Here is a 14,612-nt window from a genome sequence, read left to right on the forward strand (position 1 = left end):
GATGGCGAAGCCGAAGCGGGTTCCGGCGTTCACGCCGTACTACACCGAGGACCAGGCCGGGCAGGTCCGGGCGGCGTTCAAGGCGGCCGGCATGCAGGAAGGCGACGCCAGTGTGTCGGACCTGATCGTCCGGGCGACGATGCGTGAAGTGAAACGTCTGCAGCGCAAGTACAACGGCGGTAAGCCGTGGCCTCCCGTGCCGGCCGGCGAGCTGCGGCGCGGGCAGCGGACGATGGATGAGATGCGGCACCGAAACGAGGATGCGTAAGCGTGGCTAAGAGGACCGAGGATGTAAGCAGGAGCGGCGGCCCGGTGGCTAGCCCGTTCCCGCGGATGTTGACCCTGGACCAGGTTGAGGAGGTCCTGAATCTTGGTAAGCCGTTGGTCTACGCGCTGGTTCGGAGTGGAGAGTTGAGGGCGGCGCAGTTTGGCGGCCGGGGTTATCTTGCTCAGTCACGTGGGTCGATGCCATTTCTGCCCGGAGCTCACGGCCAGAGGGCCTGATTCCGGTGATTGATTTCTGTGCGGTTCGTGAGGATCGTAGGCCCCGGTTGGGTAGTCTTTGGGGCGTGATGTGCTGTGGCTGAGAAGCGGTTTCTGGCGTTGGCTGATGTTTCGGAGATTCTGAATATCTCCTCAGCCCAGGCGTATGCCCTGGTCCGGTCAGGCGAGTTGCCTGCGATTCAGGTTGGGGGCCGGGGGCAGTGGCGGGTTGAGTCGCGCCTTTTAGAGGAATACATTTCCCGGGGTTATGAGAAGACCGCCGAGTATGTCCGTGCGCAGTCTGCTGAGGGCCGGCCCGTGTCGGACGGTGTCTAGCGCTTTTCAGGCATTCGGGCCTCGAGCTTCGTGACGGGCGCCGTGTCGTTACGTTGTTTCATCATGGTCCTGTTGATGGATTGCGCGGCGCGCAGCTGGTCGTTTAGGTCTTCGACCTGGGCCTCGAGTAGCGAGTTGGCGGTGCGGACCTGTTCAGTGCTTTTGCGTTCTGTGCTGAGTTGGGTTTCCAGTTCGCTGATGTAGCTGGCCATCTGTTCCGGGGTTCTTCCGGCCAGGGCTTCGGCGAGGTTGGTGTTCACTGCGCGTTTGTAGTGATCGCGTTGGCGGGTGACGGTGGCGAGTCGTTCCTGGAGCCGCAGGAGTTCGGTCACGGCGCCTTTGGGTGTCATCCCGGCCTGTTCATGGCCCTGTGCCCAGGTCGCGCGCTGCTGCGCCGCTGCGCGGGTGACCGCGGTTTTCAGTTCCGGGGTGTTATAGATCAGCCAGCGGCTGACGCCGGCTGCCCGTGCGACTGAGGAGACGGTGAGCAGCTCGGGGCCGTTGATGTGCCGGGTTATTGCTCTCCGGACGAGGGCTTGTTTGGTTTTGCTTTCCTTCTTCTTGGCCGTGATAAGCGCGGCGATGGCTGCCTGTCGTTTTTCGCTCACGTGCGGTCCGTGGTTCGGACGGGTGTCAGTGGCAACATCCGGCGTTCTCCGGCGGCTTCAAGGTGAGGCGCTGCGGGAGGGATTTGCTGCAGGAGCGTGACGGCGTCATCGATGGCGGCCTTGTCCTCGGGGGTCAGCCTGGATTTTTCTTTCAGCAGCGCGGTGCGCATTCGTTTGTAGGAGCTGATCTCTTCCTTGAGTGACTGGTGGATCCATGGTTCGGCGATGTCGCCGGCCGCTGCCAGATCTGCTGTGAGGGCGACGATGTGGGCGTCGATCTGGGGTAGATGGGAGAGGTTGGCCCGGTAGTACTGGCATCCGCCGCATTTGTTGCGGACGGGGCAGGATTGTCCGGCTGCTTTGACGTTGCTGGGCTCGGTGCAGAGGCCCAGTGGCGTCGCTACGGATTCCCGGACATAGGCTGCATAGTCTTTGGGTCCGTGGAGCAGCCCCCGGCGGTCGATCGTGGTGCTGTTGACGATCTCGATGGCCTGACGCTGTCGTTCCCTAGTGATTTTGATGTATCCGGTGGAAGTCGTGAAGCTCTTGTGATTCATCAGCTCCTGAATGACATCCGGCGGCGTGCTGTTGTCGCTGAGCCGTTGGGCGTAGGTATGGCGCCAGTTATAGAGCCCCATCCGGGACCTGCTGAGGAAGTCGGCGGGTTTCGCGGGGTCGTCGCGGACGTCTGGCAGCTTCCGGATCCGGTCGATCCAGCGCCAGTAGTTGGTGTGAAAGCCAGTGGGTGTGATGTGGGTCCGTGACTGGGGGCCGTAGGGCCGTGGCGAGGGAAACAGGTAGCCGGCGGCGTCGGGGTGGATGCCCTCGACGGTGCCAAGCGCGTCCTGCCAGGTCTGGATGACGCGGGCGGTGGAGCGGTGGATGGGAAGTTCCAGCCCGTACTCGCCGGTTTTGTGGCTGTTGTAGATGATGTAAGGCTGGCCGTCGCCGGTTTCCCGGAGGGTGTCGCGGGGCAGGGAGTAGATTTCCGTGGGCCGCCGGCCGAGGTCCCGCAGCAACTGGTAAATGGTCTGAAGCATCAGGTTGTGGAGGGCCCTAGTACGACCGACCGGATTGGCGAAAGCCTCGTCCACGGCGAGCAGTACCAGGTTCGCATCGAGAATCCTGATGATGTGTTCCGGGATTGCCTTTCCGGGGTTCCTGGCGCGCGCCGAGGTTGGGAGGGAATCGGCCGTGATGAACATGAACTTGGGGCTGACCCGGGCCAGGCTTTCAAGGTCCCCGCCATTGCGGAGGATCCGCTGGAAGAGCTTGAAGTAGGCGTATTTCACGGAGTCCGTGCGGGGTTCGCCGTCGGTGTCGGTGAGGTGGCGGTAGGCGTCCACGACTGCGTTCGCGTCTGTTCGGGTCAGGAGCTCGGCCGGGTTCCGTGGGGGCGGCGTGCCAGGGCGTCCGAAACGACTTGGATGGTGCGGATGACATCCCGGACCTGGTCGGCGGCGAGATCGAAGTGCCGGGAGTAGTCCTTTGCGGCCTCGCGCAGCCAGTCGACACCGATGGGTCGGAAATCCAGAGTGCCTTTGGAACAAAGCGTGTCGGTAGTCCGGTCTATGCGAAGACCAATGACGGCGGAATCCCAGACGTCCTCTGATCGCATGTCCCGGCCGGAGTGGCAGTATCGCCAACGGGCCGTGAGCAGGCCGGCGTGCCGGAGGAACCCGATAACGCTCGCATCGCGGCGAGTCCGGGCCTCTTCTGTATCCAGCAGCCGGTGGATGGACCGGGCACGGGTTTCCATGGCGGTCCGGACGATCCGGCGCATCATGACCGGCAGGATCCGGAATGCCTTGCGGTCTCGTTCCTGGAGGACGAGCAGCAGTTCGGTCCGAAGGATCGGTGGCAGATCGATGAAGGAGAAGATATGGCGGTGGTAGTGGCGGTTAAGGGGGCGTTCGACCGCGGTGAAGGTCTCGAGGTCGACGCCGAGCTTGGTGAGTCTTCGGTACATGCTGTGGTGCCAGAGGCAGAGCCGCGTCGCGCGCTGGTTCGATTCTTCCCTGCAGCCCGGGGACGCGCAGGGCTTGCCGGCCCGATACATGATGGTGTCGGTCGCGGCGAACTCCTCAATGCTGACCCGGGGACGCCCGTTGTTGAAACTGCGGTGCCAGCGGCCGTAGTGCAAGTGGCAGAGCCCCCTGATCATGCCCATGGCCTTGCAGCTGCGCCCGGCTGAGCCGACGATGCAGCGCGGAGCGTCGGGCTCCGGGGACCAGCGCCTTGCGGGGACCGGTTCGGCATCCGGCTCTCCATCGGTGCAGGAACGGCAGAGGCGCCCAGTGACGGTCGCAACCCGGGGGCACCCGGGCGTCGGACAGGGGTAGATTCCAGTCAAAGGATTTTCGGCGTCTGCCGCGAAAAGCCACAGCCTGTGGTCCCATTCGCCGGGCCGCCATCGGGGCTCGAGCATAGATTCCAGAAAGGCCAGATAGGAGCCGGTCCCGGGGACCGGCGATTCACGGCGGAGGAATTCGGCGGACGCTGTCACTGCGCTGCATCCTTGCCGGGCAGTGTTTCTTCCACTGCGCTGCGGAGATCCTCCTGCGCGGGGTGCAGATAGATCGACGTTGACGCCAACGACCTGTGGCCCAGCAGTCCCATGATGACGTCGGGGTCGACCTTGGCTCGTGCCCAGCCGGTCGCTGCAGTATGCCTGAACTGATGTTCCCGGACCGGCAACCCCGTGCTCTTCCCAACGACCGCAAGCATGCGGTGCAGCCCCGGGTATCCCAGAGCGGCCGGGTTCTTGGCCGTCATGGACAGGAACAATGCGTTCGGCTGATTGCCTCCCAGGGATGCGTATCTTTGGGCCATGTAGGCGGCGTGGACTTCGCAAACATCGGCAGCCACGGGGACGTTCCGCTCATACGGTGACTTGGCCCAGGCCCCGTTCGGGTTGCAGCGCCTTTCAACATGGAGGTGTGGCCCTGGAATCGTGCAGCCCAGGTGGCCGGAGTCGGGCAGCATGTGCATGTCCTCCAGCCGCAGGCCTAATACTTCGCCGGCCCGCAGCCCGCAACGCAGCATCAGCAACACCAGGAGCCTGTCCCGCGGCCTCTCGACCGCCTCCAGGACACGGCTGACCTGTGACGGGGTCAGGACCACGGGCCGCCGTTTGATCTCCCGGGCCTTCACCAGCCTGGCTGGCGCCGTCTTCCATTGCCCCTCAGGACCAAGGGAAGCAACGGCGTGACGGCCGCCCTCCACCGTCGCCCGCAGCTGGTCAGTCCCGAAGCCGCGGGCAACGGCGTATCGCAAGAACACCATCACGGCCGTCACATGAGCATTGACCGTCTTCCCCGACAACCCGTCCCCACTCTTATCACGCAACCCTTCAAGACTGGCCTTGTATGCGGCGAGCTGGTGGAAGCGAAGCCCTTCCCACGGAGTCCCCGTTTCAGCGCACCAAGAGAGAAACCTCGCCAGCCTCAGCTGATACGCCTTTTGGGTATTGATGGCACGGCCCGAGTGCGCCAACCACAACGCGTAACCCCGGCATTCCTCGCTCAGGACGAACCGGTCATCCACCACAGCCCAAACGATCTCGTCCTTCTCGACCGTCACTTCCACCGCTTGAAAAATCCGCACAATCGGAAGCTATCGAGGACGAATCAAGGCAAACAACAGCCAACACCCAACTAGAGGATTAACTGTCACCAAACAGTCAGGATGCAAAGAGTGGAACGCCGTGCGAATGGTGGGTCGGGCGACGGTGGGGCCATTTTTATTCACCCGAGCGGCACCGGTACTGGCTTGAACCGCACCGGCCCGCCGCATTCGGGACCGTCAGGGTGCTCCCCGGTCGGCTCTGACTCTATCGGCAGCACGCGCGCAACACGGACACCTGAAGAGCCCGCCGCGTCCACAAGGACAGAGGTGACACTGACGGACGGTATCAGGTAAGGCGCAGACTGGGGCACCAGCCACCTGCCGTCAGGGTCCCTGGTTACGGAGGCCGGAGTGCAGCCCTCACCGAAACATGCCGCGACTGACGTCGGCTCGTGTGCAAACACCAACTCCACGTCGCCCGTGTAGGCGTACCCGACCGCGGGGCAGATGGTGCTGACACCCCCGCGGACAAATACAACCAGGGCCAAGACAACGGCCAGCACCCCAAACACGATCAGAAGTAGCCCCCGGAGCTTCATTCCGTGAGCCTAACCCGGATGCTCGGATTCCGAACCTGAATCCCCAAAGTTTCTGACGCACGCTGCCGAGTCGGGCTGCAATAAGTTGGTGGCTCATTGCGTCCACCTGACCCACGACAGCCCAGGCGCAGAATGCACGTTGAGGGATCCTTCAGCGTGCTGCGTGCCATCGTCGAATCCAAGTTCGGCTCAGCGATCGATGACATCTGGGTGGTGTAATTCAGTCATCGGAAGCGACTATGACGTGAAGCGTGCGGAGAGTCCGATCAATCACGATGTACTCGTAGAAACCCAGGCTGCCGGTGACGAAGCCGTAGTCATGTTCGGCTTCCGGTGGGGGATTCCGTAGTTTCAGTACAGTGCCTGAGCCCAAGACTGAATAGATGGTTTCCAGCCGTTGAATGGCATCGGCGGGTTGGGAGTATCCCGGGTCCGTCCAGTCTTGGTCCTTTGCCCAGGCGTCGATCTCGGCTTTCGCCGCTTCGGCCGTCGATGCCTGGAACAGACCTGGGTGGATGGCATCAATCCTCCACCGCCCGTGGATTCCCCATGGGCGGACTTCCGCCGCCGAGGGAAATGGAGAAGCATAGTCGTGCTGGTAGCCGGGGCTCTCGATTAAGCGCTCCAGAATGGCTTGGTCGTCCTGGGCCGGGTCAATGAGGAAATGCGTCAACTGGACCCACATAGAGGTACCGGAATCGAGATGGACTGTGTCATCTCCGACAAAGGGCAATGTCATGGCTCAAATGTATTTAGGTTCACTCACTGGGCCAACGTCGGCGCGCGCGCAAGTAACGATGTCCTACTCAGCAGACGTGGCCACGTTGCCGCCGATCCGCGGGGCGGAAGCTGTGAGAACGAACTGCGCTACCCGCCCGTTAGCCGGTCGATCATCGTGCCGCGGAAGCCAGCCGCCGCGTTCCGCGCCGGTTGCTGGCCTGGGCAATGTACGTAAGACCCGGACGATGAAATGCACGGTGATGGGGGGATTACTGCAACCATGCTTGTTTGACTGGAATGAAGATCGGTTATGCCCGGGTCTCCGCGAACGACTAGGACCTGACCGCCCAACGAAACGCTCTCCTTGCCCTTGGTGTTGAAGAGAACCAGATCTTCGTCGATCACGGACTGACGGGAGCGATCCGGGTGCGCCCTGGGCCCCGTGGAGCGATGGCGGCACGCCGGCGATACGCTTGTCGTGACCAAGCTGGACCGTTTACAAGCTAGCCTCACACCCAACCCAAAAAGTGTTAGGAACGAGCCGCAGGGTCCCTGTAACAAACAATGCCTACACGTGAGAAGAGTCAAGATAACCGCGGCGTGTGGCGGGTCCGGGAGGATGACCTGGCGGCGTACATTGATGCCGCCTATGAGAAGACAGCGGAGCGCATCGCCTCCGGCCAGGTTCCCGATACGGAGGCTGCCGCGGAGGACTGATCCGCGAACGATGAGAACGGTGAAGGCCGGCATCCCTGACGGGTTGCCGGCCTTCTGTTCGTTTCCGGTCAGGTCGCCCTTGTTGTGAACCCTAGTGCTGCGGCTGGTTCACGCGGGCCTGCGGAAGGCGGTGGTGATGAGCGCCGCCCTGCAGCTTGTGGTTGTCACCGCCCTGTACCGGCCCGGGAAGCCCCCTGCGCCTTAGCAGCCAGCCCGCTGGGAGCGGTTCCGATTGCGCCCAGGAATGACCCGGGACGTAGTCCTGTGTCGTCCCTGCTGAAGAAAACCCGAGCGCTCTTTTGGTGCGTCGGCAGCGGAGGGATTGGACCATGGGGAAGGCTGCCGCTGGTGCGTTTCGTCTTTCGAGGCTGTGCACAGTCGCCGGCCACCAGAGGCGAGGTTCGTGGGTGTGGTGACCTGGCGTTTGTGTGCAGCCGGTTAGGTGGGTCCCGTCGTGCACTTGGGTGCGGGAAAAGCCCGAAGGGTTTTAGCTTTTGCCGTGCCCATGTGCGCGAGGGGCTAGTTCGCCTGTGAGCCGTGTGAGTCTGACGTGCCGGGGTTCTCTACTGGCTTGGCCTGGGCTTTGCGTCGGCGCCCTGCGGCGGCGGGTTCGAGGCCGAGTTTCTTCAGTTCGTCAGGGCTCCAGCCGTCGCGGGTTGCCTTGACGTAGGCGCGCTTGTCGTCGCGTTCTGCGGCGGTGAGCTGCTCTTTGAGGTCGGTGACGCGCTGGCGTGCCTGGACGAGTTCTTCCACGGACTTGATGCGTGAGTTCAGGAGTGCGCGGGCTTGGTTTTTGGTGGCTTCGATGTTGATAGCGGCCATGCTGGATCTGTTCCTTTTCGGGTGGTGGTCAGCGGTCGAAGGCGGGGCCGGCGGAGACGCCGGCGCCAGTCTTTGAGGGTGTCGCCGCCACGGCATGGGCGGCACTCGTGAGGGCTTCGGTGGCGTGGCGTGGGAAGGAGAGCTGAGCGGTTTTCACCGCATGCTGGTCTTGGGGCGCGAGTGGTTCGGGCGTGCCTGCCCGGTTGTATTCGGCGAGGACTTCCGGGATGGAGGTGCGCTGGTAGGCGCGCAGCAGGTCTTCCGCGGCGGGGATCTCCTGGGCGACCAGGTGGGAGATGTCGTCGAGGTGGGGTTGGAGTGCCGGTGGGAGAACGTCGCGGACTGAGTCGACGACCGCCGGGAGAATGGCTTCTTGGTCGGGCGTCAGCGCCCTGGGTTCGATGTGGCGCAGATAGGTCTCAGGTTCCGGCGCGTACTCCTTGAAGAGGGGGCCGGGCTGTTGGGTTTCGGGACGCTCGGGCAGGGGAGTTGGCAGGATAACCCACGCTGTTAGGCGTTCGGCGCCGAGCCAAATGTGGGCACTTGATCCGGTGGCGTCCTTGAGGTGCACGTTAGCGACCTTGTCGATGCAGCTCTGGATTGTCACGGCCGGGGCGTCGGCCCAGTCGTCATCCCATTCGTTGCCGCTCTCATGATGTTTTCCGATCAACACCTGGTCGGTTGCTGCTTTGAGGAGATGCTGGCGTGGGGCCGGCGGATCGACCGGCAGGTCGATCGTAATTCTCCCGCCCCAGATGGCCGCGGCTTCGGGCTCGTAGGTCAGGCTGCCTGATCGCAGCCGGTCGGTGGACGTTTCGATTGGACGCATTATCTCCCCCTGAGAAAGCGTGTCGTGGCGTACCTCCACCCTAGCCCGAAGGCTGCATCCATTACGGCGCAACACGCCGCCGACCCCGCGACATTTTGGAGCAGAGCAAGCTATATGTTTACACGGGTGTAAACGGGCGTGTCCTGCACGTCTCCTGCGTCGGCGTTTGGCACACTGGCTTGTGGGTCCCCGGGTTTCGGGGTCGCTGCGCTGGGCTTTTGACTGCGGGAACCGAGGGATTGGGGGAGTGCGTGTCTGAGAAGGATGTGCCGCGCTCCCAGCTTTCCCGGCGGCGGCGGGCGAATTCCCCTGCGGGGACGAAGAAGCGCCGCGATGTGTGGGTGACGGCGGAGGAAGAGGCAGCGCTGATCGCGAAGGCTGCCCGGCATAAAGTCACCGTCCCGAACCTGCTGGTCAGCGCTGCGTTGTCGGAAGGCTCGGAGACCCCGACGGAGCGGCGGGCGGCTATTGCTGAACTGATGTCAATCCACACGCTGCTGGCCCGGGTGTCGAACAACGTGAACCAGATCGCCCGACACGCAAACGCCGGCGACGAGTTCCCTCAGGATGCAAAGGCTGCTCTGGCGTATGTGCGTGAAGTGGCGATGCGGATCGACCGCACCATTGAGGGGTTGATGTAGGGATGATTCCGAACATCACCCGCGGCTCGAGGATGGCCGGCCTGATGGTGTACCTGGTCTCGACGGACACGGACAAGACGAAGAACGCGCACACCGACCCGCACCTCGTCGCCGGGGACGCGGCGATCATGGCTTGGTACGACGACGGTGTCCTGGACAAGGATGATGCGGCGGCGATCGCGAAACATCTGGACCAGCCCCGGAAGGCGTTCGGGGTCGAGGTGCTGCAGAAGGATTTCCGCTGGGACCCGGTGACGAAGGAACGGGTTCCGAACGGGCACAAGCAGGCCGATGTGTGGCATTGCTCGCTGAGTCTGCGCGCCGAGGAAGGCGCCCTGACGGACCAGCAGTGGGGTGACATCGCGAACGACTTTGTTGACGCGATGGGCTTCACCGAAGCCAGTGGAAAGGCCCAGTGCCGGTGGGTCGCGATCAACCACGGAACGAGCGAGAACGGCAACCACCACATCCACATCGCCGTGTCCCTGGTCCGTGAAGACGGCACCAAAGCCTCCACCCACGGCGACTACGCCAAAGCCCAAAAGACCTGCCGCGCCCTGGAAACCAAGTACGGCCTGGAAGAGCTCTCCAGCGTCCACGCGACCCGCGGTTATGACCGGGCCGAGAAGGCCACCGCCGCACGGGACGACCGCGAAATGTACCGCGCCTCCCTGGCCCGGAAGGTTCGGGCCAGCGCCACCGCGTCGGGCAGCGAAGCGGAGTTCATCCGCCGCGCCAGAGACACCGGTCTGCTGGTCCGCCCCCGCTACGCGAAGAACACCACCGACGTCATCGTTGGCTACTCCGTCGCCGAACGCCCGCGACCGGGGGAGCGGCCGATCTGGTTCGGCGGCGGCACCCTCGCCACCGACCTCCGCCTCGGACAACTGCGCCAGGAATGGGCGGACACCCCGCAAGCGGCGACCGAGGCCGCGGCCGAATGGAACGCCGCAGCACGGAACAAACGCAAGGCCAACACCCACGGCCCGGAAAGAACTACACCGGACCCGCAGCTGTGGGTCGACTACACCCGCAACGTGACCGCCCTGGCAGACCAGCTCCGCAGCATCCCCCGGGACGATCACCCGACCTGGGCCAAAGCAGCCCACGACGTTTCCGGTGCCTTCGCCGCCTGGTCCTACCGGCTCGAACCAACCCCTGGCCCGCTGGCCGCAACGGCCGCTGAACTGTCCCGCACAGCCCAGCTCCGCAACCCCCGGCAGCACGGCAAACCCGTGGCACTTCCCTCCATTGCCGGTACCGCCATGTTGTTCATGGCAGCGTCCAGCAAGAACAAAACAGCGGCTCAGACGGCGCTCATGGTGCAGCTGATCAACACCGCGTTCGCCGTGTACGAGATGCACGCCCAGTCCGGCCGTACCCGCGAAGCCCAACGCATCCGGGCAGTAGTCGAGAACCAGCTCGCCCCGTTCACCGCAACCATGCCCAAGACCGTTCCCGTAGGAGCAGAACACCAGCCGGGGGAGGCGGCCGCGGTGCCGCCCAGGGCAGTTGATATTGCCCGCCGCGGCATGGCCCCGATCCGTCCCGGTTCGGTGGTCCCCACGACTCCCACCCCGGCCACACCAACTAAGACCTATCAACCCAACCGGGGCACCGGGCCGGGACTCGACCGATAAGAATCACACCACTAGTGCAAGGGGACACCATGAGTGAATCAGACGGCATCGACGACTTTCTCGACAACAGCATGCGGCAATCCCTGATGGTCGCCGCGCGGATCGCCGAGACGCTGGCACGCCGCCGGCAGGAAGCCCAGCTGCAGCAGGAAGACCACGACGCCCAGGCGGCGCACGAAACCCAGGCGCGCCTCGTAGCCGAACGCGGCTCAGCCCGTGCCGCCCTCGCACCTGTCCAGAAAGACGAGTGGTGGGACAATGCGCGGCCAGCCGACATCGCAACGGCGTACGCCGTCGCTGAAGGCTGGAAAGACCACGATCCCACCGCCCTTGAAGTCTCTACACGAATCCGTGAAGAAGTCCTCGCCCGGTACGGCATCGACACATACGACGTCGGCACGGACACCGCCTACCTTGAATCAGGAATCGCGACCATCGCCACCGAGAAGGCACGGCGTGACGAGCTGGCACGCAGTCAGGAAGAAGCACGGAAAGCCGCCGCCGAACATGAGAAGGCTATGCAGCTGATCGCGGCTGCGCAGGCAGAAGAACGTCGAGCCCAGGCTGAGAAGCTGGCTCCTGTTATGGAGCGCCACAACGTGCCTGTGGAGTACCTGGCAAACCCCGAACTGGCCCAAGCCTTGCAGCGGTCCCACAACGCGAAAACGCCCAAGGCCGCTGCGGCCGCAGACACCGACATTAGAGAGCGACTGTTCCTCATCGGCAAGGACGGCGTCCACGGGCCCGACATCGAGCAGCTGCGCAAAGAAACCACTTCGAACCTCAACGGCGCAGGCGACGCCCACTTCAAAGATCCCCGGTTCGTGAAAGCAGCCAAGGAACTGCACGAAGCCAAACTCCTTGCCGAGGGCGGCTTCACAGGCACTCAGTTCCTTTCCTCGGAACAGCGGTATGAGCGGGCCGAAAAGGAACTCTTCGCCCGCCTCGACGGCGTCGGCCGGCACATCGAAAACCGCGTCACCGGCAACGACAGCAATCGACTTACAGACCAGGGCCGGGCAGCCGAAAGCACGTCGTCCGCCGGTTACGGATCAGCCGAACACCACGCAAAGTTTGCCGAGTCCCTGGAGGACACCGGGGCCAGCGACGCGCAGATCCGCGGCCGGCTCACCGCAGTTCGGAGTGAGGGGACGCACCCCGACACCGCCATCACCATCGGCAAAGGTGCAACGAGGGCACGCAAAACCCGGACAGGTGCAGCCGTCGGCACGGAGCGGGCGAAAAACGGTCTCAGCCGCTGACGGCGGCACCGCCAATGACGGGCGGCCCAGGCGGCTCCGCCGAAACCCACCCGGCAAGCGAGGAACCCATGACAGAAGAGCCCGATATCCCGAAACGCCCACAGATCTACGAGAGCGATCAGGAGGTCATCGAAGAGGCCATCAGGTTGCTGGCGGAGTTGGACGATGCCCCGCTGAACCAGATGACCTCTCTGTACTATCAACACGGGTTCGAGGAATTACGGATGGTGGTCGGCGATCTGCTCCGGATTCTTCGACGCAATCCCGCGGAGTGAGCCAGCCCAGTTGCAGCTGCGGGCCGATGTGAACGCCGTTTGTCCAGGAAGTGTCCGGGCAAACGGCTGCCCGGAGCCTGTGGCGGTGACAGCAGAGACGCGCGACGTGCTCACCTTCGACGCTGGAGACTGCGTCCATGCCCGTTGGGCCAAGTTGGAGCCGGGCCTGCGCCTAAGGCCGGGGCTCCGGGCCATCGGTTCGGCCCAATGGTTGGCATGACGGTTTGCAACGCGGATACTCGACGATTCACTTCACCGCCCGACTGACCTCGGCCGCTGTGCGCGCAGAGTGGGGCCAGCCAAGAATTCACTGTGGCGGGCCGGCGGTGGGGCCCACCGAAGTTGATGGATGGCCCCGCCGCCGGCCCTTCCCCACATCAAGACCCCACCCCCCCAATCGGCGGGAACTTGGTTCAAGGCTAGGACCGGTTACCACGGCAGCCCCTGTTAGGCACAATGTTCGCTCAAGACTGTCTCAACCCGGGCCCTTCTATTTTCCGGGGGAGCATGCCCCTGAGCGACGGCCATCAGGTTACTCCAGGCAGCTTTTGGGTGGGAGTACGCGCATTTGTACCGGTTCTTCGCCAGCGACCCGCTTGCGCCCCGGCGCCCCATCGTGAGGACATATGGAAGCCGTGGCAGACCCGTCGCGCCTCGGACCACGGCGAACACGCCTCATGGGTGGCCGGTATGACCGGTTCCGACTCGCCTTGGCCCCAGCGTTCCTGGACATTCCTGCGCTGAACCCGTGTGCTGGCCGGTGAGTTCTGACTTGGGTCCCGGGGGCTGCACTGTTCCGGTTGGGTGGTTTAGTCGGCGTTGAGCTTGCGCAGGTACTGGCGAAGGCCTGGTATCGCGAAGTCGATTTTGCCGTGGCCGGCTGGTTCGACCAGGCCGGCGGCCAGCAGGCGTGAGCGGTAATTGGCAATGAGGTTGGTCTTCGCTTTGAGGCGCTGTCCGATGTCGCCAGCGATGGACGGTCCGTCATCTTGGGCCATGGCGCGCAGGAAATCGAGGTCCTTTCCGGACGCGGTTGAGAGGGCGGCTTCGATGACGGTTCGGGCGTTGCGCCGGTGTGCGGCCTGTACTGCCCGGTCCGCCTCGGCAGCGGTCACTGCGCCGTTGTTGTTCTCGGCTTCGCGCCAGAGGAAGTAGCCGACGAGCTGGATCAGGAAGGGGTAGCCGCCGGTAGAGGCGGCTGCTTCCTGGACGAGATGCGGCGGTATGTCGAAACCGGCCGCGGCGAAAATGGAGGTGAAGGATCTTTCGACGTCGCGGATGCCCGCTGCGTGGAGGTCGATTTTGTCGGCCCGGCGCAGGAACGTCGCAACGCCTTCGTTGAGCAGGTCCGATACCGCGGCGGGCAGTCCGGCGAAGACCAAACCGATCGGCAGCCGGTCCTGAATGAAGTGTTGAACGCTGGCCGCCAACTGCGCCAGTTCGTTGCGGTCCGCGGCGTGAATCTCATCCACGGTGATGATCAGGCCGGTGTTTCTGTCGTTGAGGAGTTGGAGAAGTTCTTCGCCGAGCCTGCGCCATGCCACCTGGCGTTCGGGTGCCAACTGGGTGGTGATGCTGAAGCCTGCCGCGCCGATGGCGGTGATGCGCCGGTTCTGCGGACCGCCGCCAAGTTCCTCGGTCAGAGTGCGCATCGCCTCGCCGATGCGGCCCATGAAGCCTTCCGTTGCGGTCTCGGCGATGACTGCCCAGCCTTCCTGGCGGGCGGCGTCGTGGGCTGCCCCGAGCATCACCGTCTTGCCGATCCCGCGGGCGCCGGTGAAGATGGTGAGCAGGCCCGGGGCGCCCGAGCCAAGCCGGAGGCCGTACTGGAATTCGTCAAGGAGGCCTGCCCGGCCGACGATCTCCGGTGGAGTCGCTCCTGCTGAGGGTCTGAATGGATTTTCAATCACAGACCCATCCTATGAGTTTCTGTGAGTTTTGTGAGTTAGGCGCCGTCGATGAATCCTGTGAGTTTTGTGAGCATCGTTCCCCGGGTGAAGCGCCGGACGGTCGACAATGCGATGTTGGCACCGCAATCCGCGGGAGTGCGTGGGGCGCGGTGCGCACGCGGTTTTAGGGTGTTATTTCTACCCGGTTCCGGCCGGTTGCTTTC

15 protein-coding genes and 1 pseudogene are annotated in these 14,612 nt (G+C 63.9%); 8 read left to right on the plus strand and 8 right to left on the minus strand.

Going from position 1 to position 14,612, the window contains the following annotated elements:
- Position 1 precedes the first annotated feature (1 nt).
- From ACX5I6_RS21180 to ACX5I6_RS21190, 3 genes and pseudogenes are all read left to right on the plus strand, one after another.
- Entirely contained in the window at positions 2–268 is a 267-nt protein-coding gene (locus tag ACX5I6_RS21180; protein ID WP_461841980.1) for a ParB family protein, read from the plus strand.
- Positions 269–270: 2 nt separating this feature from the next.
- Positions 271–441: pseudogene (locus ACX5I6_RS21185) on the plus strand (helix-turn-helix domain-containing protein); the annotation flags it as partial.
- A 138-nt stretch (positions 442–579) separates the two neighbouring features.
- A complete protein-coding gene (locus ACX5I6_RS21190; RefSeq protein ID WP_461841981.1) occupies positions 580–819 on the plus strand; it encodes a helix-turn-helix domain-containing protein in 240 nt (79 codons plus the stop codon).
- Here ACX5I6_RS21190 and ACX5I6_RS21195 read toward each other — a convergent pair.
- The 7 genes from ACX5I6_RS21195 to ACX5I6_RS21225 form a co-directional block, all read right to left on the minus strand.
- Positions 816–1,427 (minus strand): DUF6262 family protein, encoded by a 612-nt coding sequence (locus ACX5I6_RS21195; protein ID WP_461841982.1) that lies wholly within the window; start codon positions 1,425–1,427, stop codon positions 816–818. The two genes, ACX5I6_RS21190 and ACX5I6_RS21195, sit on opposite strands and share 4 nt — an antisense overlap.
- Positions 1,424–2,773, minus strand: coding sequence for a hypothetical protein (locus ACX5I6_RS21200; RefSeq protein WP_461841983.1), 1,350 nt, complete (start codon positions 2,771–2,773; stop codon positions 1,424–1,426). Before ACX5I6_RS21200 ends, ACX5I6_RS21195 begins: the two co-directional genes overlap by 4 nt.
- Positions 2,774–2,796: 23 nt before the next feature.
- Positions 2,797–3,591 carry a hypothetical protein gene (locus ACX5I6_RS21205; RefSeq protein ID WP_461841984.1) on the minus strand — a complete coding sequence of 265 codons (795 nt, stop codon included), beginning with the start codon at positions 3,589–3,591 and terminating at the stop codon, positions 2,797–2,799.
- A 338-nt stretch (positions 3,592–3,929) separates the two neighbouring features.
- Positions 3,930–5,033, minus strand: a complete 1,104-nt coding sequence (locus ACX5I6_RS21210) for a tyrosine-type recombinase/integrase (protein ID WP_461841985.1) — start codon at positions 5,031–5,033, stop codon at positions 3,930–3,932.
- Positions 5,034–5,813: 780 nt separating this feature from the next.
- On the minus strand, positions 5,814–6,332 hold the full coding sequence (locus ACX5I6_RS21215) for a hypothetical protein (protein WP_268159033.1): 519 nt from the start codon (positions 6,330–6,332) through the stop codon (positions 5,814–5,816).
- 1,217 nt (positions 6,333–7,549) lie between these two features.
- Positions 7,550–7,852: a hypothetical protein gene (locus tag ACX5I6_RS21220; RefSeq protein ID WP_461841986.1), complete on the minus strand. Its 303-nt coding sequence runs from the start codon at positions 7,850–7,852 to the stop codon at positions 7,550–7,552.
- 28 nt (positions 7,853–7,880) lie between these two features.
- Entirely contained in the window at positions 7,881–8,681 is an 801-nt protein-coding gene (locus ACX5I6_RS21225; RefSeq protein WP_461841987.1) for a hypothetical protein, read from the minus strand.
- Between the two features lie 251 nt (positions 8,682–8,932).
- Here ACX5I6_RS21225 and ACX5I6_RS21230 point away from each other — a divergent pair, with 251 nt between their 5' ends.
- The 5 genes from ACX5I6_RS21230 to ACX5I6_RS21250 all read left to right on the plus strand — a co-directional run bounded on the left by ACX5I6_RS21230 (position 8,933) and on the right by ACX5I6_RS21250 (position 12,719).
- Positions 8,933–9,322, plus strand: a complete 390-nt coding sequence (locus tag ACX5I6_RS21230; protein WP_461841988.1) for a MobC family plasmid mobilization relaxosome protein — start codon at positions 8,933–8,935, stop codon at positions 9,320–9,322.
- Positions 9,323–9,324: 2 nt separating this feature from the next.
- A complete protein-coding gene (locus ACX5I6_RS21235) occupies positions 9,325–10,962 on the plus strand; it encodes a relaxase/mobilization nuclease domain-containing protein (RefSeq protein ID WP_461841989.1) in 1,638 nt (545 codons plus the stop codon).
- Positions 10,963–10,991: 29 nt separating this feature from the next.
- On the plus strand, positions 10,992–12,224 hold the full coding sequence (locus tag ACX5I6_RS21240) for a hypothetical protein (protein WP_461841990.1): 1,233 nt from the start codon (positions 10,992–10,994) through the stop codon (positions 12,222–12,224).
- A gap of 68 nt (positions 12,225–12,292) precedes the next feature.
- The gene (locus ACX5I6_RS21245) at positions 12,293–12,499 is read left to right on the plus strand and encodes a hypothetical protein (RefSeq protein ID WP_461841991.1); all 207 of its coding nucleotides are present in this window, start codon (positions 12,293–12,295) and stop codon (positions 12,497–12,499) included.
- 85 nt (positions 12,500–12,584) lie between these two features.
- Positions 12,585–12,719, plus strand: coding sequence for a hypothetical protein (locus tag ACX5I6_RS21250; protein WP_461841992.1), 135 nt, complete (start codon positions 12,585–12,587; stop codon positions 12,717–12,719).
- Positions 12,720–13,308: 589 nt separating this feature from the next.
- Here ACX5I6_RS21250 and ACX5I6_RS21255 read toward each other — a convergent pair.
- Positions 13,309–14,409 (minus strand): ATP-binding protein, encoded by a 1,101-nt coding sequence (locus tag ACX5I6_RS21255; RefSeq protein WP_461841993.1) that lies wholly within the window; start codon positions 14,407–14,409, stop codon positions 13,309–13,311.
- Positions 14,410–14,612 lie beyond the last annotated feature (203 nt).

This window comes from Arthrobacter sp. MMS24-T111 (genome assembly GCF_054888995.1).